The sequence below is a fragment of the Waltera sp. genome (assembly GCF_046969025.1).
Taxonomy (GTDB): domain Bacteria; phylum Bacillota; class Clostridia; order Lachnospirales; family Lachnospiraceae; genus Acetatifactor; species Acetatifactor acetigignens.
Window position 1 is genome coordinate 46,180 of record NZ_JBKVQF010000012.1, and the last position, 22,424, is coordinate 68,603.

Below are 22,424 nucleotides of genomic sequence, written 5' to 3' on the forward strand. Positions count from 1 at the left end.
TAATAGTATATCCTTTTTATACCAGACGGATCCTGCCGAGCATGTGCTCGCCCAGTGCCTCGTATTTTGCCTGAAAATCTTTTTCCTTCATACTCTGTGTGAAGTATCCGAAGTCTTCCTTCCGGTCCTTAAGATGTACCACCCGGCCTCCGGGGAACGCTGCTGTAACCGCATCTTCCGCTCCGGCCTTTGCCCGGATGAAGAAACTTCTCTCGGCCTCGCCGATGTCTGCCAGCTTTACTTCCTCTTTGTCCCAGAAGCACATGATCACCTTGCCCTGATGTCTTGCACAGTCGATGACATCCGATACTACCGCGCTGGCGGTGGGAAGCTTACCTGCGCCCCGTCCGTAATACATGGAATCTCCCAGCATTTTGCCGGTGACAAATACAGCATTGAATACACCATGTACCATGGCAAGCGGATGTTCTTTGGAAAGTAAAAACGGTGCTACCATAACCTCTGCGGTATTATCATCAATGGCCCTGCTTCTGCCCAATAGCTTGATGGTATGATCTGTGGCATTGGCATATTCGAAATCCGCTGCTGTGATCTTAGTGATACCTTCGGTGGGAACCTTCTCGGAATCCACATTTTTACTGAACATCAGGGAAGACAGAATTGCAATCTTACGGCAGGCATCATAACCTTCCACATCCGCTTCCGGATTGCGCTCCGCATAGCCTTTGTCCTGCGCTTCCTTCAGAACCGCAGCAAAGTCCGCACCCTCTTTTTCCATTTTACTTAAGATATAATTCGTAGTACCATTTAAGATACCGTTGATAGCCTCGATCTTCTCTGCTGTCAGGGAATAATTCAACGGACGGATAATGGGAATACCGCCGCCCACACTGGCTTCGAACAGATAGTTGCAATTATGTTCTCTGGCGATCTGCAGCAGTTCGGGACCGTGCTTGGCTACCAGCTCCTTGTTGGAGGTGCAGACGCTCTTGCCCCGTTCCAGAGCCTGCTTCGTGAACTGATAAGCGGCTCCGACACCGCCCATGGTCTCACAGACAATGGTCACACTGTCGTCATGTAAGATCGTATTGAAATCATGAATGACTTTGTCCTCGTAAGGATCTCCGGGGAAATCTCTCAGATCCAGGATGTATTTTACCTCCAGTTCCTGTGCGGACTTCTTGTTCACCATGTCCTTGTTTTTCTCGATAACTTCCACCACACCGCTGCCCACGGTGCCGTAGCCTAATACTGCAACGTTGATCATATCATAACCCTTGCCTTTCTCATAGCCTGCAAACTTTCAGGTACTTTAGTACCTTGCGCAGGCACAAATTGCATGTGAAAAATTTTATTCTTTTGCCAGTATTTTTACATGATGTACACTGGGCTGTCCCTCCAGCTGCTCAATCATCCGGGAAATGTCCCCCGTGGTCTGCAATACCTGAATACTCAATGTCAGAGAAGCGATTCCGTTGATGGGAATACTCTGATGGATCGTCAGGATATTGGCCCGGTACTCTGCGATGATCTTCAGCACATCCGACAATATACCCGGTTCATCATCCATCTGAAAGGTAAGAGTGATGGTCGTTCCCTGGGAATTGTCATGAAAGGGAAAAATATCATCTTTGTACTTATAAAAAGAACTGCGGCTGATACCTACCGCATCAACCGCTTCCTGTATGGTCAGAACCTTCTCTGACTCCAGAAGCCGCTTTGCTTCCACTACCTTTAACAGTACTTCGGGGATCGCCTTCTGCTTCACCACAAAATACTTGGTCGTTTCTCCCATATGTTATCCTTTCTTCCGGTTCGTATCTGTAGTGCGGACACTTGTTTTTCACCGAGGGATATTCTAGCACAGTAAAGCATGAAAGACAACCCCCATTTTTAACCTTTTGCTGTAAATTCCAAAAAGTTCAAAACAGGGGTTGTCTCTAATTCTTGCGGGGATATTTGTTCCCCGTCTCACGATATGCGTTAAAATCCCATGCCGGTCCCGTCTGTAACCATTCATACATGACGTGTTCTGTATTCTCATAAAAAATGTACCGGCGTTCTCTTTTTTCTCCCTCCTGATATGGGAAAATCGCATCTCCCGCCGCTCCGTCCATCAGTCTCACATATGCATCCTGAAGATCCTCGTAAGCTGCAGGAACAAGCGATGTCTGTAACGGATGGCTCTCTCCCACACCTTTTACCAGGAACAGAGGATTCTGTCTGTCATATGCCGAGACCTCATTCTGAGGATCAAAGCCATGATCTGCCATAACGATAATAACCGAATTGTCATACAGATCTGACTGTTTCAGCTTATCAAGAAACTGACCGATCACCCTGATATTGGCCTCCAGCGTCTCCGTATACGAAGAATCTCCTACCGCATTCAGATCCGCATCATACAGGAAAGGAACATGCCCTCCCTGCAAATGATAATACCGGAAACACTTTCCCTCCTGATACGTCACCTCTTCTTCCTGCATATGTGTGGCAAATTCTTTGAGATCCCAGGTATACAGAGGATTGCTCTCGTCCACAAAGGCATTGTGCTGCCCCTGCGTCTGTACAATGGCCCGATAACAGTATTCCTTTAGGAAAAACGGTGCGTAGCGGATGCCGCCCAGCTTGCAGATTGCCCGCCTGAAATACTTCCAGACATACGCCTCATGCTGCAGTTCCACCATATTGGAAAACTGATAGGTATACGAAGTCACCCACGGATCAGACTCATACAATGCGATGTCATAATCCCTCTCAGACAGTTCCCGGAACAATCCTGATTCATCCACAGCTGCCGCCGCGTAATCCAGATAATATTCTTCTCCTTCATACCATTTGCCCGATAAGATATACGGAACAGAAAACGCCGTCCAGGGATATGCTCCCACCATATCCGGATAATAAGTAAAATCAGCAAATGTCTCTGTATAGGCCGGATCCGAATCCATCACTTCTTCAAAAGTCTTCGCATCCACCGCATCCAACAGCAATACCAGGAAATTCTGATCCTGTGACAGACGGTACTGTCCGTTCTCCAGTGCATAATAAGTGGTTCTCTCCCGGTAAGCCCCTGTGGTCACAGTCATCGTCACAAGCGTTATCATGAGAATTCCCGAAAGTCCCGCACTCACAGCCATACAGATTCCCTGAAATCTCTTTGCACCAAGCAGCTTTGCCACGGTCACGACCGCTGCCGCTATGAGAATACACACTATCGCTGTCTTTATATTTTCTCCCCGGTAGTCCTCCCATACGATTTCCGTGCCGTCGAAAGGCGGCATATGATTCACCAGAAAATTGCCCTGCACATATAAAGTAAGCAAAACCACCAGTTCCGCTGCCGTAACGAACCGGCAAAAAACTTTGGAGATACAGGCTGCCAAAAGGATTCCCAACACATTCAGTCCAAAAAAAAGTGCAAAATTCTGCAGAACCGCTTTTAATATCTTATAAAAATCAAACCAGAATTCTGTCTGGTTCGTAACATACAATTCCAACGGTGCATAAATAAAAAAAATAAAACAGACAGCAAAAGCTGCCAGCAGTCCCGGCGCTGCCACCTTCCACCTGTCCGTCACAAAGGTTTTCCATTTCTCTTTTTTCATCTGTTCCCTCTATCTGCTGTTCTTTTGTATTCCGTCCAACATTTTAACACGACGCCTGTATAAACTCAACTCCAACATAAATAAAGGCCAGCCTGCACATTTGCATGTACGGGCTGACCTTTGCAAACAGCTTCTGCCTAGATCAGAGGATATTTATCTGTTAATTTCTGAACGATGGCTCTGGCTGCGGGAACCTGTTCCTCGCCGCCCTTGATGACCATGGCAATGGCCTCTGCCACCTGATCCATATCCTCGGTGTTCAGACCTCTGGAAGTTACCGCAGGGGTTCCCAGACGGATACCACTGGTCACGAACGGAGACTGGGGATCGTTGGGGATGGTGTTCTTGTTGGCGGTGATGTGAGCTGCATCCAACAGCTTCTCCACTGCCTTACCGGTCAGCCCGTAAGGGGTCAGGTCTACCAGCATCAGATGATTGTCGGTACCGCCGGAGACAATCTTAATGTCACGGCTCATCAGGCCCTTGCACAATGCCTGTGCGTTGTCCACAATGTTCTTCTGATATACCTTAAAGTCGTCGCTTAATGCTTCCTCGAAGCAGACAGCCTTGGCTGCGATGACATGCATCAGCGGGCCGCCCTGAATGCCGGGGAAAATAGCTTTATTAAAATTGAATTTCTCGTTGGCTTCCTTGTTGCAGAGGATCATACCGCCTCTGGGTCCGCGCAGTGTCTTGTGGGTGGTGGTGGTCACTACATCCGCATAGGGAATGGGACTGGGATGAAGGCCTGCTGCCACAAGGCCTGCGATATGTGCCATATCTACCATCAGTACCGCACCGACTTCATCCGCCACTTCACGGAACTTTTTGAAATCAATGGTACGTGCATATGCAGAAGCACCTGCAATGATCATCTTGGGTCTGCATTCCAGGGCCAGCTCCCTCATTCTGTCATAATCCAGGAAACCGTTGTCATCCACGCCGTAAGGTACTACATGGAAATATTTACCGGACATATTGACGGGTGAACCATGGGTCAGATGTCCGCCGTGATCCAGATTCATACCCATAATGGTATCGCCGGGCTTCAGCACAGCGAACTGCACTGCCATATTTGCCTGTGCTCCGGAATGGGGCTGTACATTGGCATAATCACATCCAAACAGCTTCTTGGCACGTTCGATCGCCAGATTCTCGATGACATCCACGCACTCACAACCACCGTAATATCTCTTGCCGGGATATCCTTCCGCATATTTATTGGTCAGTGGACTTCCCATAGCTGCCATAACAGCCTTACTTACCCAGTTTTCAGATGCGATCAGCTCGATGTGACTGTTCTGACGATTCTCCTCGTCAATAATGGCCTGTGCCACTTCGGGATCTACTTTTTTTACTTCATCCAATGAATACATGCCTCATTCCTCCTTATGTTACGTTAATTCGCTAAACTTATGGTTTAGTATAGCATAGAACCTTTTATTTGCAAAGATAGAAAATGAACAATGTTGGCAGAAGCCCCCTGGTGTGTTAGAATAAACTTTAACATAACTATTCAGAGCCTCATTCGCCATAAAAATTTTCAAAATTATGCTCATTCATGCAAGCAGGATTCGCGAATTTATGCAATTTTTCCCGGCTCTGAATAGTTACAACTTTACGAAAGATGGGGAATTCTCATGTATCATATTATTATCAATCCCGCCTCCCGCTCCGGAAGAGGGGCAAAGATCTGGGCCGAACAGGTGGAGCCGGCTCTGAAAGCAGGCAATACCGAATATCAGACCTATTTTTCCGGGAAAGCCGGAGAAGTCCGACAGCTGGCCGCACAGATCACCGCAGAGCATGCTGCAGAGCCTGACTTAACGCTCATCGTTCTGGGGGGGGACGGCACGATAAACGAGACCCTTCAGGGCATTGCAGATCCTTCCAAAGTCATCCTCGGCTACATTCCCACCGGCTCCAGCAATGATCTGGCCCGAGATCTGGGAATTTCCAAGGATCCAAAGGCTGCTCTCAATCTGATCCTTCATAATAATACTCCCAGAGCCATGGATCTGGGGAGACTGACCTATCTGGACGAAGACCAGCCGGAAGAACCCAGGCTTTTTGCCGTCAGCTGCGGGATCGGCTTTGATGCCGCCGTCTGTGCGGAAGCCATGAGTTCCCGGATCAAGGATACCATGAACCGGATCGGCTTAGGAAAGCTGACCTATCTGGGTATCGCCTTAAAACAGCTGATCACTGCCCGCAAGGTCTCCTGCACGCTGACACTGGAGGACAAGGTACATGACAAAAAGGAATCCGTAGAACTCCCCCGTTTTCTGTTCGTGACCTGTATGAGTCACCGTTACGAGGGCGGCGGTTTCATGTTCTGCCCTCCCGCTGTCGATCATGACGGGGTATTGGATCTCTGTTCCGTAGGCAATATTTCCAAGGGATTGGTTCTGCTGGCCCTGCCCACTGCCTTTTTCGGCAAACATTATTTTGTCAAAGGCATCAATGCCCATACCGCCACACAGATGTCCATAACAGCTTCCGCTCCTCTGTGGGTGCATACAGACGGAGAAGTGACAAGAAAGAGCCGCGGTTTCCGGGTGGAATGTCTCCCCGGTGCCATCCGGATGATCACACCTTAAACAGATTTAACACACTCTAAAGATTTTCTTAAGAATGCTTAAGTATTCCAAAAAAGCCTTGATTTTTTTGTTCCGATAGCTATACTAAAATTGATTTTAGAACATAGGTTTTTAGAGAAATGAGGTTTTTATGGAAAAATTACGGATCTTCTATTTGAAATATAAACATGCCATTCCTCTTATTATATATGGCATTATTTACATGGCCTGGTTCGCCTGGCTGGAGAAAAATACTACCGGACATTACCGGATCATACATATGGCGGCGGATGATTATATTCCTTTTTGTGAAGTGTTCGTCATCCCTTACTTTTTGTGGTTTGCCTATGTATCGGCTGTGGTCATTTATTTCTTTTTCAAGAACAAAGAGGATTATTACCGCACCTGTATCTTCCTCTTCACGGGCATGACGATTTTCCTGATCGTATCCACCCTGTGGCCCAACGGACAGCACCTTCGTCCCGCTGTTATGCCGAGAGACAATATCTTCACCCGTATGGTAGCCGCTCTGTATCGGACAGACACTCCTACCAACCTGTGGCCCAGCATTCATGTATATAATTCTCTGGGTGCACACTTTGCCATTATCCGCAGCAAATGCTTTGAGAAGAAAAAAGGCATCCGCATCGGTTCCCTGATCCTGGCTGTCTCCATTATTATGGCAACCATGTTCATCAAACAGCATTCCGTATTTGATGTGCTTACCGCATTCGTCATGGCGGCTGTGATGTACACACTGGTATATCGTTATGATCTGCTGATCGCTGTCAGAGAGTTCCGAAATAAGAGAAAAGCAAAACCGCAGATCGGCTAAAGGTTGTTTCAAAACGTGCGCCGACGGCGCAGCTATAAAAAATGCAGTGACGTTACCTACGCCACTGCATTTCTTTTGCCCTCATTTATGATCTGTTACATTACAATACTTCTTCGCTCTTCTTCAATGCCGAGGCAATGACCGCATCCATATCATAGTAGCGGTATTCCGCCAGTCTTCCGCCGAAGATCACGTTCTTTTCCGTATCTGCCAGCCTTTTATACTCTGCATACAAAGCGCCGTTCTTTTCATCATTGACTGGATAATAAGGCTCATCTCCCGGCTTCCATTCGGAACTGTACTCTCTGCTGATGACCGTCTTCGGGAGATCCTGTCCCTGTTCGTCCTTGCCAAACTCGAACCATTTGTGCTCGATGATCCGGGTCCAGGGAGTCTCACGATCCGTGTAATTCACCGCAGCATTTCCCTGGAAGTTGGGAATATCCAGCACCTCTGTCTCGAACCTGACGGAACGATATTCCAGTGCTCCCAGAGAGTAGCCGAAATAGGCATCGATGGGGCCGGTATAGACAACAGTCTCTGCCAGTTTATCCAGTTCCTCTTTCTGCTCCAGATAATCTGTGTTCAGGCGTACCTCAATGCCCTCTAACAGATGTTCCACCAGCTTCGTGTAACCGCCAATGGGAATGCCCTGATACAACGCATTGAAATAGTTGTTGTCAAAAGTCAGACGCACCGGCAGACGTTTGATAATGAAGGCCGGAAGATCTTTACAGTCACGTCCCCACTGCTTCTCGGTATAGCCCTTTACCAGTTTTTCAAAAATATCCTTACCCACCAGAGAGATGGCCTGTTCCTCCAGATTTTTCGGTTCCGTGATCCCGGCAGCTTGCCGCTGCTCTTCAATCTTGGCCGTAGCTTCTTCGGGAGTCACCACGCCCCACATTTTATTAAAAGTGTACATGTTAAAAGGCAGTGAGTACAACTCTCCGTGATAATTGGCTACCGGAGAATTGGTGAAACGGTTGAACTCCGCAAATTGCGTAATGTATTTCCACACCTTCGTATCATTGGTATGAAAAATATGGGCACCGTATTTGTGGACATGAATTCCTTCTACCGTTTCCGTATAAATGTTTCCCGCCACATTAGGGCGTTTGTCAATGACCAGAACCTTTTTCCCTCTGTCGGCCGCTTCTCTTGCGAACACCGCTCCGTACAGGCCGGAACCAACCACCAGATAATCGTATTTCATAAGTTCTACATATTTCCTTTCTCACAGTCGCATTCCTGCGCTTACGTTATTTCCGTACGACAGCCTTCTCTCCGAAGACACGTTTCAGAACCACCAGAGTAGCCAGTGTCAGCAGAATACCGATCACCAGACAGATCACCACATTCTGTACAAAACCGGCAATGGTATAAGTCACAAAAGAGATTGCCGCCACGGTCAGTACATAAGGTACCTGGGTGGATACATGGTTGATATGATTACACTGTGCTCCCGCAGAAGCCATAATAGTCGTATCGGAGATGGGGGAACAATGGTCACCCATAACAGCACCTGCCAGACATGCAGACACACCGATGATGATCAGATGCTCGGCTCCGGGTACGATAGCTCCGGTCGTGGGATCGGTAAATACGCCGGTAACGATAGGGATCAGAATACCGAAGGTTCCCCAGCTGGTACCGGAAGCAAAGGCTAAGAAACATGCTACCAGGAAAATGATGGCCGGAAGCATATTGGTAAGCCCCGTGGATGCTCCCTGCATCAGGCCTGCCACATAGACATCCGCACCTAACAGTCCGGTCATGGTCTTCAGAGTAACGGCAAAGGTCAGGATCAGCATGGCAGGAACCATGGCAATGAAGCCCTGGGTCAGACAGTTCATGGCCTCTTTGAAGGATACCAGTCTTCTGCACATATAGTATACAATGGCAAATAATAATGCGATCAAAGATCCCCAGGGCAGTCCCACGGAAGCGTCCGTTGCGCTGAATGCATCGATAAAGCCCACGCCTTCAAAGAAGCCGCCGACATAGATCATGCCGATGACACAGCAGACAATCAGTACGATCACCGGGATCAACAGATCGTAGACCTTGCCTCTGGTGGAACCTTTGGGTGCATTGTCTGCATTGGCCACACGCTCTCCCTCGGTGAACAGATCACCCTTTTCTCTGGCATTGCGCTCATGCTTTGCCATGGGGCCGTAGTCGAAGCCCATCAGCGCCATACCGACGACGAATACGATGGTCAGCAGAGAATAATAGTTATAAGGAATAGCTCTTACGAACAGTTCAATACCGGAATAAACACCTTCATCCACCATACCGGATACTGCGGCCGCCCAGGAAGAGATCGGTGCAATCATACAGATGGGTGCTGCGGTGGCATCAATAATGTATGCCAGCTTTGCTCGGGAAATCTTATGTCCGTCTGTTACCGGCATCATAACAGAGCCTACAGTCAGACAGTTAAAATAGTCATCCACGAAAATCAGAACACCTAATAAAAAGGTGGAAAGCAACGCTCCCGCTCTGGTCTTTACATGCTTTTTCGCCCATTCGCCGAAGGCTGCAGAGCCTCCTGCCTTGTTCATCAGTGCTACCATGGTCCCCAACAGGATCAGGAACATGAAGATACCGATATTCCATGCATCCGCCACGGAATTGATAAATCCTTCGTTGATCACCGTATCCAGCGTTGCAATAGGAGAAAATCCAGTATAAATCAAAGCTCCCGTAACAATGCCGATAAACAGTGACGAATATACTTCTTTTGTGATCAGTGCCAATACGATTGCCACCACAGGCGGCAGCAATGCCCAAATTGTTCCATACATAATTTTGCCCTCTCTCGTACTTTTTTTGTAACATTTCAGATACATTTTTACTTTATGGCAAACCCGTATACCTGTCAATATAATTTTCCAAATTAACGCTTTAGCACAGCAATTTATCCGTTCCTTTTCTCTTTTTCGCTTTAAATCGCTAAATTTTCTTGCATCCTTGCACGATCTGGGCTATAATGAGCAATGACATTTAGCAGAAAGGACGTGCCCTGCGCACGATGGAATACCATGAGTTTCGAATTTATCAAAAAACTGCCCACTCCTGCGGAGATCCGCAAGGAACTGCCCCTTCCGGCAGAATTAGCCAGGATCAAAGAAGAAAGAGATGCTGAAATCCGTGACGTCCTCACCGGCAAAAGCAATAAGTTTCTGGTGATTATCGGACCCTGCTCCGCTGATAACGAAGATTCCGTATGTGATTACGTCAATCGTCTTGCCAAAGTGAATGAGAAAGTTAAGGACAAGCTGATCCTGGTGCCCAGAATCTACACCAACAAGCCCCGCACCACCGGCGAAGGCTACAAGGGTATCACCAGCCAGCCCGATCCCGAGAAGAAACCGGATTTCCTGGCAGGTCTGATGGCCATGCGTAAAATGCACATCCGCGCCATCAAAGAGACCGGTCTCACTGCCGCAGATGAAATGTTATACCCGGAGAACTGGGGTTATGTATCCGATATCCTCTCCTATGTGGCCATCGGTGCCCGTTCCGTAGAGGATCAGCAGCATCGTCTGACCGTCAGCGGCTTCGATGTAGCTGCCGGTATGAAGAATCCTACCAGCGGAGATTTCTCCGTAATGCTGAACTCCGTATATGCGGCACAGCACCCCCACTCCTTCATCTATACCGGATGGGAGGTGAATACCCACGGCAACGATCTGGCACACACCGTACTGCGCGGTGCTACCAACAAGCACGGTGCCAATATCCCCAACTACCATTACGAGGATCTGATCCGTCTGTGGGATATGTATGAAAAAATGGATCTGAAGAATCCTGCCTGCGTGATCGATGCGAACCACTCCAACTCCAACAAGCAGTTCAGGGAGCAGATCCGTATCACCAAGGAAGTCATGCACAGCCGTAAACTCAGCCCCGATCTGCACAAGCTGGTCAAGGGCGTCATGATCGAGAGCTACATCGAGGAAGGCAACCAGAAGGTGGGTGCCGGCTGCTACGGCAAGTCCATCACCGATCCCTGTCTGGGCTGGGAAGACAGTGAGCGTCTGATCTACGATATCGCTGAGTACGAATAAAAAGAACGATTTTGCAAATGGGGCGCTGAATAGTTAAAACAGTTTCAAAAAAACTGTAGGAATCCTTTTAATAACGCAGGATTCACAAAACATTCCAATAAACATCCGAAGACCAATGCAATCCATATGAGCGCCAGTTTTCCCAATCTGCCGGGCAGGGATTTTTTTCCCTGCCCGGTTGTGTGATGGTAAAAATAAATACTCCGGTGCATATCTTCACACCATCTGAGTAACAGGATCATAGCCGGCAGGTAACACAGATAATGGGGAAAGATGCTCACGATCCCCAGAAGGATCCCCTTGATTCCATACCTAAACACTGCCGTACTCAGAAAAAAGCCCACAGAGAATCCGTATTTTACGGTGACTCCTCCGCAGAAAATCCATCCCAGATAAGTCGTTGCCATGATAATAAGAACCAGAAAATTCCGACATCTTTTGCACAGCACGTACCAGAACAGGATACTGCTGTCCACGGTCATATATTTCATGCGATATAACGTGTCCTCATCCAGCATTCCCGCACGGTTTAACAGAATTCCCCGTCCGAAATACACCGCAAACAATCCCACCACAAATCCCGTCAAAAACAAAAAGTGCAGCGGGAGTTTTCCCGCAGGCAACATGGATCTGTTCCATTTCATATATTCTCGTCTCCCGTCAGGCGTTGTTAGTAATATATGCGGACAACATGGAAAATCATGCTTTCTTATTCGTCTTTCAGAAAAGAAAAAGCCCATCCGGACAGGTACTGCCTGTCTGGATGGGGTTCCCTAAAATCATTATGTAGCAGCCGGTCGTGACTGCTTTTGTCTGTAACGGAATTACTCACTCAGGTATTTGGACGCGTAAGTTAAAATGCCGCAGATTGTCTTGGCATCCTGGATCCTGCAGTCGTAGATCATCTGCTTTAATTCTTCTACGGAATAAGCCTCTACATTGATGAATTCATCTTCATCCAGATGCTGGTTTCCTCTGTCTTTCAGTCCTCTGGCCAGATAAATATCGATCTTCTCATTGCAGAATGCCACTGTGGTATAAATAGAGGTCAACAGTTCCACATGGTCAGTATGATACCCGGTCTCTTCCTGCAATTCCCGCATAGCTGCCTGATCCGTGGGTTCTTCTCTCCCGTTCAGTCCGCCTGCCGGAATCTCTAACGTCTCACGCTCCAGGGCATTGCGGTACTGACGCACCATCAGAAGCTTACCGTCTTCTCTCACGGCTACTACTGCAGCCGCCCCTTTATGGTCGATCAGATCCCATTTTGCTATATTACCGTTGGGAATCTGCATGGTATCCTGATAATAGTCGATAATAGCACCCTTTGCTACCAGATCACGGCTGATACGCTTGAATTCTTCCATGACTTATCATCCCTTCTCATCCAAATCGAATACTTACCTGTTTTCCAGTAATTTATCTACGCTCACCATCTTGACACAAAGCACGAACAGATCCGTAGCCATTGCCATCTCCTCCGGTGTGGGGAAGGAAGGCGCAATACGGATATTGGAGTCCTTGGGATCCTTCTTGTAGGGGAACGTAGCGCCTGCTCCGGTCAGAGTCACGCCTGCTTCCTTACACTTTGCCACGATAGCCTTGGCACAACCTTCCAGGGCATCAAAGGAGATGAAATATCCACCGTTGGGCTTAGTCCAGGTACCGATGCCTAAGCCTCCCAGCTCATTCTCCAGCACTTGCAGTACAGCCTCGAACTTGGGACGCATGATCGCTGCGTGCTTCTTCATATGTTCACGTACACCATTGATATCCTTGAAATAACGTACATGGCGTAACTGGTTGATCTTGTCATAGCCAATGGTCTGGATAGTCATGGACTTACGCATATCATCCAGGTTTGCCTTGGAAGATGCAATAGCCGCAATGCCGGCTCCTGCGAAGGTTACCTTGGAGGTGGAGCAGAACTCGAATACCATGTCCGGATGTCCTGCCTTTTCACACTCGGAAAGGATCTCTAACAGCTGATCCTGTCTGTCATCATATAAATGATGGATGGCATAAGCATTATCCCAGAAAATACGGAAATCCGGTGCAGCAGGCTGCAATGCAGCGAAACGTCTTACGGTCTCATCGGAGTAGGAATATCCCTGAGGGTTGGAGTATTTGGGTACGCACCAGATACCCTTGATGGCGGGATCTTCAGACACCAGTTTCTCTACCAGATCCATATCCGGTCCTTCGGGTGTCATGGGCACATTGATCATTTCGATTCCGAAATGCTCTGTGATTCCAAAATGTCTGTCATATCCGGGTACGGGACACAGGAACTTTACATGATCCAGCTTACACCAGGGGGTATTGCCTAAGATGCCATGGGTCATAGCCCGGGATACGGTATCATACATGATGGTCAGGCTGGCATTACCGCAGACGATCACATTCTCCGGCTTCACTTCCAGAATGTCAGCGATCAGTTTCTTTGCCTCAGGAATACCGTCCAGGCCACCATAATTTCGAACATCCATTCCATCCTCAGCCTTCATAGCGCTCTGAGAATTTACAACATCGAGATAATCCATTGTCATATCCAGCTGGTTAACTGCCGGTTTTCCTCTGGACATATCCAGTTTCAGGCCTTTGCCTTTTGCATCTTCATATGCAGCGTTCAGCTCTGCCTTCAATGTTAAAAGTTCTTCCTTGGATAATTCCTGATATGCTTTCATTTCGTACCATACCTTTCTCGTTTTTTCCCATAGGGAATACGCTTTCTTCTGTGGACGTTGGATAATCGTATACAATCATACACTTCGAATATCATACTATAAGAAAGTTCTTTGTACAATACCTTTTTTCGAAAATTTTATCAAAAAAGCTGCTGTGCTTTAACAGCACAACAGCTTTTCTTACTTCGTATGAAATTGTCATTTCTGACTGGTCAGTTATTTGGCGTAATCAATTACGCGGCTCTCACGGATCACATTTACCTTGATCTGTCCGGGATATTCCAATTCAGCTTCGATCTGCTTGGAAATATCTCTTGCCAACAATACCATATCGGCATCTGAAATCTGCTCGGGCACTACCATAACACGAACTTCACGACCTGCCTGAATAGCAAAAGATTTATCTACACCTTTGAAATTGTTTGTGATATCTTCTAACTGTCTTAATCTGCTAGTATAGGTTTCCAGTGTTTCCCTTCTAGCTCCCGGTCTTGCAGCGGATATTGTATCAGCAGCTTGTACAATACATGCAATCAGGGAAGTAGGCTCTACATCGCCATGGTGAGATTCCACGGCATTGATAACCGTAGCGTTCTCTTTATATTTCCGACACAGTTCAGCACCCAGCTGAATATGGGAACCTTCCATCTCGTGGTCTACTGCCTTACCGATATCATGCAGCAGTCCCGCTCTCTTGGCAAGTCTCACATCCAGTCCCAGCTCCGCTGCCAGAAGACCTGACAACTGTGCAACCTCGATGGAATGCTTTAATGCGTTCTGACCATAGCTGGTACGGAATTTCATCTTACCGAGTAATCTTACCAGTTCGGGATGAATGCCATGTACACCAACCTCCAGAGTTGCGGCTTCTCCCTCTTCCTTGATCATTACTTCGACTTCCTTCTGCGCCTTCTCTACCATCTCTTCGATTCTGGCCGGATGGATACGTCCGTCCACAATCAGCTTCTCCAGCGCAATTCTCGCTACCTCACGACGAATCGGATCAAATCCGGACAGGATTACTGCTTCCGGTGTATCATCTATGATCAGGTCTACACCTGTCATGGTCTCAAGGGTACGGATGTTACGTCCCTCACGTCCGATGATACGTCCCTTCATTTCGTCATTCGGTAACTGTACAACGGAAATTGTAGTCTCAGAGACATGGTCTGCTGCACATCTCTGTATAGCGTTAACCACATATTCCTTTGCCTTTTTGTCTGCTTCTTCTTTGGCCCGACTCTCCATTTCCTTGATCATCACGGCCGATTCATGTTTCACTTCATCTTCAACAATTTTCAATAAGTAGTCTTTTGCTTGTTCAGAGGTTAATCCTGAAATTCGTTCCAGTTCCTGCACACGCTGCTCATTCAGTCTGGAGACTTCTTCCTTCATGCGATTGAGGGATTCTTCTCTGGATGCTAAACTTGCCTCGCGCTTCTCGATGGCATCTGCTTTCTTATCGATGTTCTCTTCCTTCTGCTGAACTCTGCGCTCATACCGCTGGGCTTCCGCTCTGCGTTCCTTGATTTCTTTGTCCAGTTCATTCTTGGTACGAATGGACTCTTCCTTGACTTCCAGGAGTGATTCGCGCTTTTTGTTCTCTGCAGTCTTCAGAGCTTCATCAATAATCTCTCTTGCCTTCTCCTCTGCGTTGCCGATGGTTCCCTCCGCGTTCTTCTTCAGACGGTTCGTGGTAACCTTTGCTGTGATCAGCACTGCAGCTATAATGGCAATAGCAGAAACCACTAATACTATTACAATATTAGTGTCCACTACAGGAGCACCTCCTTATGAAATTTTCATTGTACATTTTGCTCCGATAATACAAATTATCGTTCATAATAGAATGCAATTTATGTACATTCTAACAAGCAATTCACAACAGTATTAGTGTAAACTGAAATTACACCCATGTCAAGTACAAGTCGCAATTAGTCCAAAAATAGTTCCTATATCAAAACAATCTTTGTGCATTATTTCTTGCTGTTATGCGTCATCCGGTATTCTCAGAAATCATCGCTATGCATGCCACCGATGGCTTTGCGGATAGCTTCTGCGGAGAATCCCTTTCTGGCCAGAAAAGCGTAGATTTTCTGACGTTCCTTCCAGTCTGTCTCTGCTTCCGGATCATAGTGCTTCTTATGAAGCTGTTCCCGGATCATACGCTGTTCGTCCTGCTCCCCACCGTTCTCCCGCCAGACCTGCCAGGCCTCTTCCATGGTAGCTGCCGGGATTCCCTTGCCCTGCAGATCCTGTTCGATCCGCCGCCTGCTGCGGCTGTCCTCGTGATAAGTAATATAATCCACGGCATATCGCAAATCATCGATATAATGAAAGCCCGCCACATAGACGATAGCCTGCTCTATGATCTCCGCCGGATAAAAGCCCTGCTGTAATTTTGTCCGCAGCTGTGCCGTCGTATATTCTCTTCCCTGCAACAGGTTCATGGCACGAAGCTTCGCCCGCTTGGGAAGTACCTCCTGCATGATAGTCCGATAGTCTTCCTCGCTTAATTGCTGTCCTTCCTTTATATGGTAAAGACGCAATTCGCCTTTGTACAATACAAAGGCGAATTCCTGATCAATATATACTTTGCTTCTCGATTTGGAAAGTTCCGTAACCTGTGTTACCAGCATGGATCTACTCTTCCTTCTCTGCTGCGGCAGTGACATCTGCCTTTAGTCCGTAATGATCTCTGACCTTCTCGGCAATCTCATCGCAGATGGCGGGATTGTCTTTTAAATACTGCTTGGCATTCTCACGGCCTTGTCCGATCTTGTTGCCCTCGTAGGCATACCAGGCACCGGACTTTGCCACAACGTCACAGCTGGCTGCCAGATCCAGAATATCTCCTACCATGGAAATACCTTCACCGAACATGATATCAAACTCTGCTTCCTTGAAAGGAGGTGCAATCTTATTCTTAACGACTTTGACACGGGTACGGTTACCGATCACTTCACCGCCCTGCTTCAGAGCTTCGATCCTTCTGACATCCAGTCGTACAGAAGAATAGAACTTCAGCGCACGTCCGCCAGTAGTGGTCTCAGGATTACCGAACATTACACCTACCTTCTCACGCAGCTGGTTGATAAAGATAACCGTACAGTTGGACTTGCTGATCACAGCGGTCAGCTTGCGCAGCGCCTGGGACATCAGTCGTGCCTGTAAACCCACATGGCTGTCTCCCATATCACCGTCAATCTCGGCCTTGGGTACCAGTGCGGCTACGGAGTCCACTACGATAATGTCAATGGCTCCGGAGCGTACCATGGTCTCCGTGATCTCCAGTGCCTGCTCACCGTTATCCGGCTGGGAAATGTACAGGTTGTCAATATCTACGCCGATGTTCTTCGCATAGACAGGATCCAGAGCATGCTCCGCATCGATGAATCCGGCAATACCGCCTCTTTTCTGTACTTCTGCGATCATATGTAAGGTAACGGTGGTCTTACCACTGGATTCCGGTCCGTAGATCTCAATGATTCTTCCCTTGGGAATACCGCCCAGTCCTAACGCTATATCCAAACTTAAAGAACCGGTGGGGATGGTCTCCACATTCATCTGTGCCGTGGGATCTCCCAGCTTCATTACCGCGCCCTTTCCGTACTGCTTCTCGATCTGGCTCAGCGCCGCATCCAATGCTTTAAGCTTATCGTCTTTTTCCATGTCAATCTCCTTTTTGTTCAAGGAACAAATGTTCTGCTTTTTATTTAGGATAAAACATTTGTTCGTGTTTGTCAATGTCTATTTTTATTATACATATTTTGTGTACATTAAAGCTCCCTCATAAGCATTCCCCCTTATTTTTTCGTTCCGATGATCGTCTGAAATTTTGGCGAATGCCTGAACATCCTGAAATGTCTGTCGATAATCAGAGATAAAAGATACAAAAAGAATGTATCACACATCCCCGCTTCCCGCAAGGACGCATGATACATTTCCTGTGTTTTCGTCACTATCTACAATTTTTTACCCCTTCGTTTTGAGGGTATCTCACAAAATATTTTTCTGTTACTTTTTACCAAAAGTAACTTTACTGAAGTATTTCAGAATACAGCTGCGCATAAGAATCAGTGCTGCAGAGGTAGTTGCCTCTCTGATCTGGCTGCGGGTTCCGGAGAAATGATACTCTTTCACCGTAACTTCTCCCTTTACGCTGCATCCGATATATACCAGTCCTACCGGCTTTTCCTCGGTTCCGCCGTCCGGTCCCGCAATTCCGGTCACTGCCACAGCCACATCCGATTTCATTAACAGTGCGGCTCCTTTTGCCATCTCTGAGGCAGTCTTGCTGCTGACGGCACCGTATTTGTCCAGCGTGCTCTTACGCACTCCCAGGAATTTCCGTTTTGCCTTATTGGAATAAGTCACCAGTCCGGCCTTGTAGCACTCCGATACCCCGGGGACATTGATGATCCTTGCCGCGATCATGCCGCCGGTACAGGATTCCGCGGTTGTCACCGTCAGATCATTGGCCATCAGCAGATCTGCTACCGCCATCTCCAGGGTAGTCTCCGCCTTGGTACTGTAAATATCCGCTCCGAAACGGGATTTCAGTTCCTTCACCACAGGTTTAATGGCTTTTCCAGCTGCCTTGGTATCTTCCCCGGAAGCGGTGACACGGATATGTACTTCTCCCGTCTTGGCATAGGTAGCTATCGTAGGATTGGTCTGTCCGTCGATCAGATCCTTCAGGGTATCCTCCACCTGGCTCTCCGGCACACCGCAAAGCTTTACCATCTGAGAACAGATCACCCCGGGAGTCAGTGTATCCAGATAAGGAAGCACCTGCTGTTCGAACATGGGAACCAGTTCCGCAGGGGGTCCCGGCAGCAACACAATACGGTTCTTCTCCGTCTCCAGAATAATGCCCGGCGCTGTTCCATTATCATTGTCCAGCACCTTCGCTCCCTCTGGCACCATGGCCTGTTTCCAGTTGTTCTCCGTGGGCTGAATATCTCTGACTGCGAAAAATTCGGCAATGCGCTCCATGCTGTGATCATCCACCGAGAGATTCTTTCCACAGACTTCCGCCACAGTCTCCTTGGTCAGATCATCCTCCGTGGGTCCCAGTCCACCAGATAACAGGATCACATCCGAACGCTCCATGGCACATTTCAACACACCTGCCAGTCTCTCCACATTATCTCCCACCACTGTCTGGTAGTAACAGTCCAGTCCGGCTCCCGCCAGCTTTTCCGCCAGATAAGCTGCATTCGTATTCACAATGTTCCCCAGTAATAATTCGGTACCTACACAGATGATCTCCGCTGTCATATCTTTACCGCCTTTCGCTGTCACTTGTCCTATATCTTTCCCACAGACAGTATACTACACTTCTCGGGCGGAGAAAAGGAAATATTTTACTCCAGAGAATTTTCACTTTCCACTTTTTCCTGATTCCAGAGCTGGTGTCGTATTTTTTCATCCGTTCCCTTGTGACTCCGCTCCCGCCACTGAGTAGGGGTGCATTCATACCTTTTCTGAAAACAGCGGTGGAAGGTCCGCATATTAGGAAATCCGCATTCGTAACTGATCTCTGTCACCGTCTTTCTGCTGTCCTTCAACAGATTGCAGGCCAGGATCATCCGCTGCTGCGCTACATAGGAAGGAAAAGAGATATTTAACTGGGAGGAAAAAATATGGGACAGATAATACGGACTAATACCCAACTCTTTTGCCACCTTCTGTGCCGTCAGTTCCCCGGTGATATTATCGTTGATATATTGCAAAAGTTTCTGCGTGATATTCAGATCCGAAGGCTTGTCCTTTTTGATCACTGGAATATTTTCATACATATCCGCCAACAGCGCCATCAGAAGTCCCTTGTCCTGCCGAAATGGCCGCAGTTCCTTATGCAGACCAATATCTGCCAGAATGTCCAGTACCATCTGTCCGTAACGGCTGAGCATGCTTTTCTGAAAACAGGGAGACTCCATATCATAATAGGTAAGTTCTTCCTGAAATTCCCCGATGGAATCCATATCTGCAATGATCAGAAGCATTCCCACCTCTCCCACAGAACTGTAGGAATGGAGCTGGTTCGGGTAGATCATTAGGCAATCTCCGGCAGTCAGATGATAGCTCACCCCCGCTACCGTAGCATCCATCTCTCCTTCCGTCACATGAACGAATTCCATATGCTTATGCAGATGGAACGGAAAATTCGGATGCCACCAGACATGACAGTCATAGACCTTTTTCCGGCTCTCATAAAACGGTTTTACTGTGTTCATACCAATCCCCATTCCTTTCACAGTCTGCAAACTTTGGGCCGCAGGCACAAAATTTAAAGCTCTCTGTATTCTACATACCATATTCCGTCCCGAATTTCTACCTGTTTTGTTAAAAATAGCAATTTTTGTCCCATATGTAATTTCTTTTTGTCGTGCAGTCCACACTTTTTTCACTTACAATAAGCTTAAATGAAAGCAGTTCCAATTTAAAAAACAAAAAGTGAGATATATTATGAATCGTACAGAAGCCAGAGAAAAAGCTACCGCACTGGTAGCACAAATGACAATAGAAGAAGCTGCTTCCCAGCTGTTACACTCGTCTCCCGCGATTCCCCGTCTGGGCATTCCCGCCTATGACTGGTGGAGTGAAGCCCTTCATGGTGTTGCCAGAGCCGGTACTGCCACCTGTTATCCGCAGGCGATTGGCCTGGGTGCAACTTTTGACCGTGAATTATTACAGAAAATCGCCGGTTCCATCGCTTTGGAAGCCCGGGCAAAATATAATGCTTATTCCCGCCTCGGAGACCGCACCCGGTACAAAGGTGTGACCATGTGGTCGCCCAATATCAATATCTTCCGTGATCCCCGCTGGGGAAGAGGCCAGGAGACCTACGGAGAAGATCCCGTACTTACCGCTTCTCTTGGCTGTGCCTTTGTGGAAGGATTACAGACCAAAAGAGACGGTTACCTGACCACTGCCGCCTGTGCCAAACATTTTGCGGTGCATTCCGGTCCCGAGGCTCTGCGTCACAGTTTCGACGCCAAAGCTACGAAGAAGGATCTGTGGGAAACTTATCTTCCCGCTTTTGAAGCTCTGGTGACACAGGCTGATGTGGAAGCTGTCATGGGTGCTTATAACCGTACCAACGAGGAACCCTGCTGTGCTCACTCCTATCTTATGGAGGAGGTGCTTCGCGACAAATGGCATTTTGAAGGACATTACGTTTCCGACTGCTGGGCGATCCGTGATTTCCACGAGGGACATCATGTAACTGCATTTCCGGAGGATTCCGCCGCTCTTGCCCTGGAAAAGGGTTGTGATTTAAACTGCGGCTGTACCTATGAATATATTTTACAGGCATATAAACAGGGAAAGGTAACCGAAGAAGAAATCCGCCGCAGTGCAGAACGTCTTTTCACCACCAGATACCTGTTAGGACTCTTCGATCACAGTTCCCTGGACGAAATTCCCTACAATGTGGTGGGCTGTAAAGAACATCGGGAACTGGCTTATCAGGCCGCTGTGGAAAGCTGTGTTCTGTTGAAAAATGACGGTACACTGCCTCTGTCCTTGAAAGATAACAAACGCATGGCTGTCATCGGCCCCAATGCCGACAGTCATGCCGCACTGGTTGGTAACTACAACGGTACCCCGCCCCGTTCCATCACTGTAGTGGAAGGAATTACAAGAATCTGCGAGGATACCGGCTGGGATGTCAATTATGCAGAGGGATGTCTGCTCTATGATGACCCTTCCGTACGAAAGGTATTTCAGAACTACCGTATCCCCGAAGCTGTGGCATTGGCAGAATCCTGTGACCTAGCCATTGTATGTGTCGGTCTCGACTCCACACTGGAAGGAGAACAGGGAGATGTGGGTAATGCATTTGCCAGTGGAGACAAGCCAGATCTGCTGCTTCCCAAGATCCAGAGGGATCTGGTAGAACAGGTCATCGCTACCGGTACTCCGGTGATTCTGATTGATCTGGCCGGAAGCCCCATCGATCTGTCCGCTTACGAAGATCAGGTGCCTGCAATACTGCATGCCTGGTATCCCGGCGGAGAAGGCGGACGGGCCATTGCAGACATCCTGTTCGGCAAAGTATCTCCCGGCGGCAAGCTGCCCCTTACCTTCTATTATAATGCCGGACCGCTGCCAGACATTACCGATTATCATATGACCGGACGCACTTACCGTTATTTTGAAGGCAGACCCTGGAAGCCTTTTGGTTTCGGACTCACCTACGGAGAATTGCAGATCACAGAAGCAAAAGTAACTGAAGTTGATTACACGAAGGAGATTCCTTCCGCACAAATCACAATACATTGCCAGAATCCCACGGATCGTGACTTAAGTGATGTCATACAGGTCTATGTCCATGTAAACGGTTCTTCCAACGAAGTTCCCAACCACAAGCTGGCTGCGTTCGAACGGATCCGTCTGGATGCCGGAGAAAGCAAAGAATTCCGGATCACCATTCCGCCCATGGCCTTTACCACGGTAGACAATTCCGGCAACAGAGTATTTGATGGCACTTCTGCTACACTTTATCTGGGATTTTCCCAGCCGGATCTCACAGAAGAAGATCAGAAGATCTATACAGGCAACAGAGGCCAGGTATTCGCGGTCACTTTATAATGAGCATTATGGTGGTAAACCATTTGCTATAGAGAGATGTATTTTTAAAACAAGGAGGATAAATCCTCTCCTCGCCA

At 47.8% G+C, this 22,424-nt stretch carries 18 protein-coding genes; 4 read left to right on the plus strand and 14 right to left on the minus strand.

The window, feature by feature from the left end:
• Positions 1 to 16 precede the first annotated feature (16 nt).
• The 4 genes from ACLTOH_RS08360 to glyA form a co-directional block, all read right to left on the minus strand.
• Positions 17 to 1,228: a homoserine dehydrogenase gene (locus tag ACLTOH_RS08360; RefSeq protein WP_412223907.1), complete on the minus strand. Its 1,212-nt coding sequence runs from the start codon at positions 1,226 to 1,228 to the stop codon at positions 17 to 19.
• 84 nt (positions 1,229 to 1,312) lie between these two features.
• Positions 1,313 to 1,756, minus strand: coding sequence for an ACT domain-containing protein (locus tag ACLTOH_RS08365; protein ID WP_022313220.1), 444 nt, complete (start codon positions 1,754 to 1,756; stop codon positions 1,313 to 1,315).
• 145 nt (positions 1,757 to 1,901) lie between these two features.
• Positions 1,902 to 3,569, minus strand: a complete 1,668-nt coding sequence (locus ACLTOH_RS08370) for a sulfatase-like hydrolase/transferase (protein ID WP_119623530.1) — start codon at positions 3,567 to 3,569, stop codon at positions 1,902 to 1,904.
• Between the two features lie 137 nt (positions 3,570 to 3,706).
• Positions 3,707 to 4,945, minus strand: a complete 1,239-nt coding sequence (glyA, locus tag ACLTOH_RS08375; RefSeq protein WP_118504551.1) for a serine hydroxymethyltransferase — start codon at positions 4,943 to 4,945, stop codon at positions 3,707 to 3,709.
• Between the two features lie 264 nt (positions 4,946 to 5,209).
• On the opposite strand from glyA, the gene ACLTOH_RS08380 reads away from it, so the two are divergent.
• Positions 5,210 to 6,169, plus strand: a complete 960-nt coding sequence (locus ACLTOH_RS08380) for a diacylglycerol/lipid kinase family protein (RefSeq protein WP_412223909.1) — start codon at positions 5,210 to 5,212, stop codon at positions 6,167 to 6,169.
• Positions 6,170 to 6,299: 130 nt separating this feature from the next.
• Complete coding sequence (locus ACLTOH_RS08385; RefSeq protein ID WP_022313224.1) at positions 6,300 to 6,983, plus strand: phosphatase PAP2 family protein; 684 nt, start codon at positions 6,300 to 6,302, stop codon at positions 6,981 to 6,983.
• A 100-nt stretch (positions 6,984 to 7,083) separates the two neighbouring features.
• Here ACLTOH_RS08385 and glf read toward each other — a convergent pair whose 3' ends face one another.
• Positions 7,084 to 8,199 carry a UDP-galactopyranose mutase gene (glf, locus tag ACLTOH_RS08390; protein WP_412223910.1) on the minus strand — a complete coding sequence of 372 codons (1,116 nt, stop codon included), beginning with the start codon at positions 8,197 to 8,199 and terminating at the stop codon, positions 7,084 to 7,086.
• A gap of 46 nt (positions 8,200 to 8,245) precedes the next feature.
• Positions 8,246 to 9,793, minus strand: a complete 1,548-nt coding sequence (locus ACLTOH_RS08395; RefSeq protein ID WP_320443449.1) for a Na+/H+ antiporter NhaC family protein — start codon at positions 9,791 to 9,793, stop codon at positions 8,246 to 8,248.
• Positions 9,794 to 10,030: 237 nt separating this feature from the next.
• On the opposite strand from ACLTOH_RS08395, the gene ACLTOH_RS08400 reads away from it, so the two are divergent.
• Positions 10,031 to 11,059, plus strand: coding sequence for a 3-deoxy-7-phosphoheptulonate synthase (locus ACLTOH_RS08400; protein WP_412223912.1), 1,029 nt, complete (start codon positions 10,031 to 10,033; stop codon positions 11,057 to 11,059).
• Positions 11,060 to 11,103: 44 nt separating this feature from the next.
• Here the strand turns inward: ACLTOH_RS08400 and ACLTOH_RS08405 are convergent, their stop codons facing one another.
• From ACLTOH_RS08405 to ACLTOH_RS08440, 8 genes are all read right to left on the minus strand, one after another.
• Positions 11,104 to 11,703, minus strand: a complete 600-nt coding sequence (locus ACLTOH_RS08405; RefSeq protein ID WP_022313228.1) for a stage II sporulation protein M — start codon at positions 11,701 to 11,703, stop codon at positions 11,104 to 11,106.
• Between the two features lie 180 nt (positions 11,704 to 11,883).
• Positions 11,884 to 12,426 carry an NUDIX hydrolase gene (locus ACLTOH_RS08410; protein WP_022313229.1) on the minus strand — a complete coding sequence of 181 codons (543 nt, stop codon included), beginning with the start codon at positions 12,424 to 12,426 and terminating at the stop codon, positions 11,884 to 11,886.
• A 33-nt stretch (positions 12,427 to 12,459) separates the two neighbouring features.
• Positions 12,460 to 13,746: an aminotransferase class I/II-fold pyridoxal phosphate-dependent enzyme gene (locus tag ACLTOH_RS08415; RefSeq protein WP_118669034.1), complete on the minus strand. Its 1,287-nt coding sequence runs from the start codon at positions 13,744 to 13,746 to the stop codon at positions 12,460 to 12,462.
• 216 nt (positions 13,747 to 13,962) lie between these two features.
• Positions 13,963 to 15,474 carry a ribonuclease Y gene (gene rny, locus ACLTOH_RS08420; RefSeq protein ID WP_412223932.1) on the minus strand — a complete coding sequence of 504 codons (1,512 nt, stop codon included), beginning with the start codon at positions 15,472 to 15,474 and terminating at the stop codon, positions 13,963 to 13,965.
• A 281-nt stretch (positions 15,475 to 15,755) separates the two neighbouring features.
• Complete coding sequence (locus ACLTOH_RS08425; RefSeq protein WP_262594380.1) at positions 15,756 to 16,385, minus strand: regulatory protein RecX; 630 nt, start codon at positions 16,383 to 16,385, stop codon at positions 15,756 to 15,758.
• 4 nt (positions 16,386 to 16,389) lie between these two features.
• Positions 16,390 to 17,418 carry a recombinase RecA gene (gene recA / locus ACLTOH_RS08430; protein WP_227062016.1) on the minus strand — a complete coding sequence of 343 codons (1,029 nt, stop codon included), beginning with the start codon at positions 17,416 to 17,418 and terminating at the stop codon, positions 16,390 to 16,392.
• A 345-nt stretch (positions 17,419 to 17,763) separates the two neighbouring features.
• Positions 17,764 to 19,029: a competence/damage-inducible protein A gene (locus ACLTOH_RS08435; RefSeq protein ID WP_227062014.1), complete on the minus strand. Its 1,266-nt coding sequence runs from the start codon at positions 19,027 to 19,029 to the stop codon at positions 17,764 to 17,766.
• Positions 19,030 to 19,115: 86 nt separating this feature from the next.
• Positions 19,116 to 19,988: a helix-turn-helix transcriptional regulator gene (locus ACLTOH_RS08440; RefSeq protein WP_262594381.1), complete on the minus strand. Its 873-nt coding sequence runs from the start codon at positions 19,986 to 19,988 to the stop codon at positions 19,116 to 19,118.
• Between the two features lie 220 nt (positions 19,989 to 20,208).
• On the opposite strand from ACLTOH_RS08440, the gene ACLTOH_RS08445 reads away from it, so the two are divergent.
• Positions 20,209 to 22,347: a glycoside hydrolase family 3 C-terminal domain-containing protein gene (locus tag ACLTOH_RS08445; RefSeq protein ID WP_262594382.1), complete on the plus strand. Its 2,139-nt coding sequence runs from the start codon at positions 20,209 to 20,211 to the stop codon at positions 22,345 to 22,347.
• The last annotated feature ends 77 nt before the right edge of the window (positions 22,348 to 22,424 follow it).

Bases quoted from the DNA above. Each gene is read 5' to 3' on its own strand.
- ACLTOH_RS08360 (WP_412223907.1), bottom strand. From the start codon at position 1,228: ATGATCAACGTTGCAGTATTAGGCTACGGCACCGTGGGCAGCGGTGTG.
- ACLTOH_RS08365 (WP_022313220.1), bottom strand. From the start codon at position 1,756: ATGGGAGAAACGACCAAGTATTTTGTGGTGAAGCAGAAGGCGATCCCC.
- ACLTOH_RS08370 (WP_119623530.1), bottom strand. From the start codon at position 3,569: ATGAAAAAAGAGAAATGGAAAACCTTTGTGACGGACAGGTGGAAGGTG.
- glyA (WP_118504551.1), bottom strand. From the start codon at position 4,945: ATGTATTCATTGGATGAAGTAAAAAAAGTAGATCCCGAAGTGGCACAG.
- ACLTOH_RS08380 (WP_412223909.1), top strand. From the start codon at position 5,210: ATGTATCATATTATTATCAATCCCGCCTCCCGCTCCGGAAGAGGGGCA.
- ACLTOH_RS08385 (WP_022313224.1), top strand. From the start codon at position 6,300: ATGGAAAAATTACGGATCTTCTATTTGAAATATAAACATGCCATTCCT.
- glf (WP_412223910.1), bottom strand. From the start codon at position 8,199: ATGAAATACGATTATCTGGTGGTTGGTTCCGGCCTGTACGGAGCGGTG.
- ACLTOH_RS08395 (WP_320443449.1), bottom strand. From the start codon at position 9,793: ATGTATGGAACAATTTGGGCATTGCTGCCGCCTGTGGTGGCAATCGTA.
- ACLTOH_RS08400 (WP_412223912.1), top strand. From the start codon at position 10,031: ATGAGTTTCGAATTTATCAAAAAACTGCCCACTCCTGCGGAGATCCGC.
- ACLTOH_RS08405 (WP_022313228.1), bottom strand. From the start codon at position 11,703: ATGAAATGGAACAGATCCATGTTGCCTGCGGGAAAACTCCCGCTGCAC.
- ACLTOH_RS08410 (WP_022313229.1), bottom strand. From the start codon at position 12,426: ATGGAAGAATTCAAGCGTATCAGCCGTGATCTGGTAGCAAAGGGTGCT.
- ACLTOH_RS08415 (WP_118669034.1), bottom strand. From the start codon at position 13,746: ATGAAAGCATATCAGGAATTATCCAAGGAAGAACTTTTAACATTGAAG.
- ACLTOH_RS08425 (WP_262594380.1), bottom strand. From the start codon at position 16,385: ATGCTGGTAACACAGGTTACGGAACTTTCCAAATCGAGAAGCAAAGTA.
- recA (WP_227062016.1), bottom strand. From the start codon at position 17,418: ATGGAAAAAGACGATAAGCTTAAAGCATTGGATGCGGCGCTGAGCCAG.
- ACLTOH_RS08435 (WP_227062014.1), bottom strand. From the start codon at position 19,029: ATGACAGCGGAGATCATCTGTGTAGGTACCGAATTATTACTGGGGAAC.
- ACLTOH_RS08440 (WP_262594381.1), bottom strand. From the start codon at position 19,988: ATGAACACAGTAAAACCGTTTTATGAGAGCCGGAAAAAGGTCTATGAC.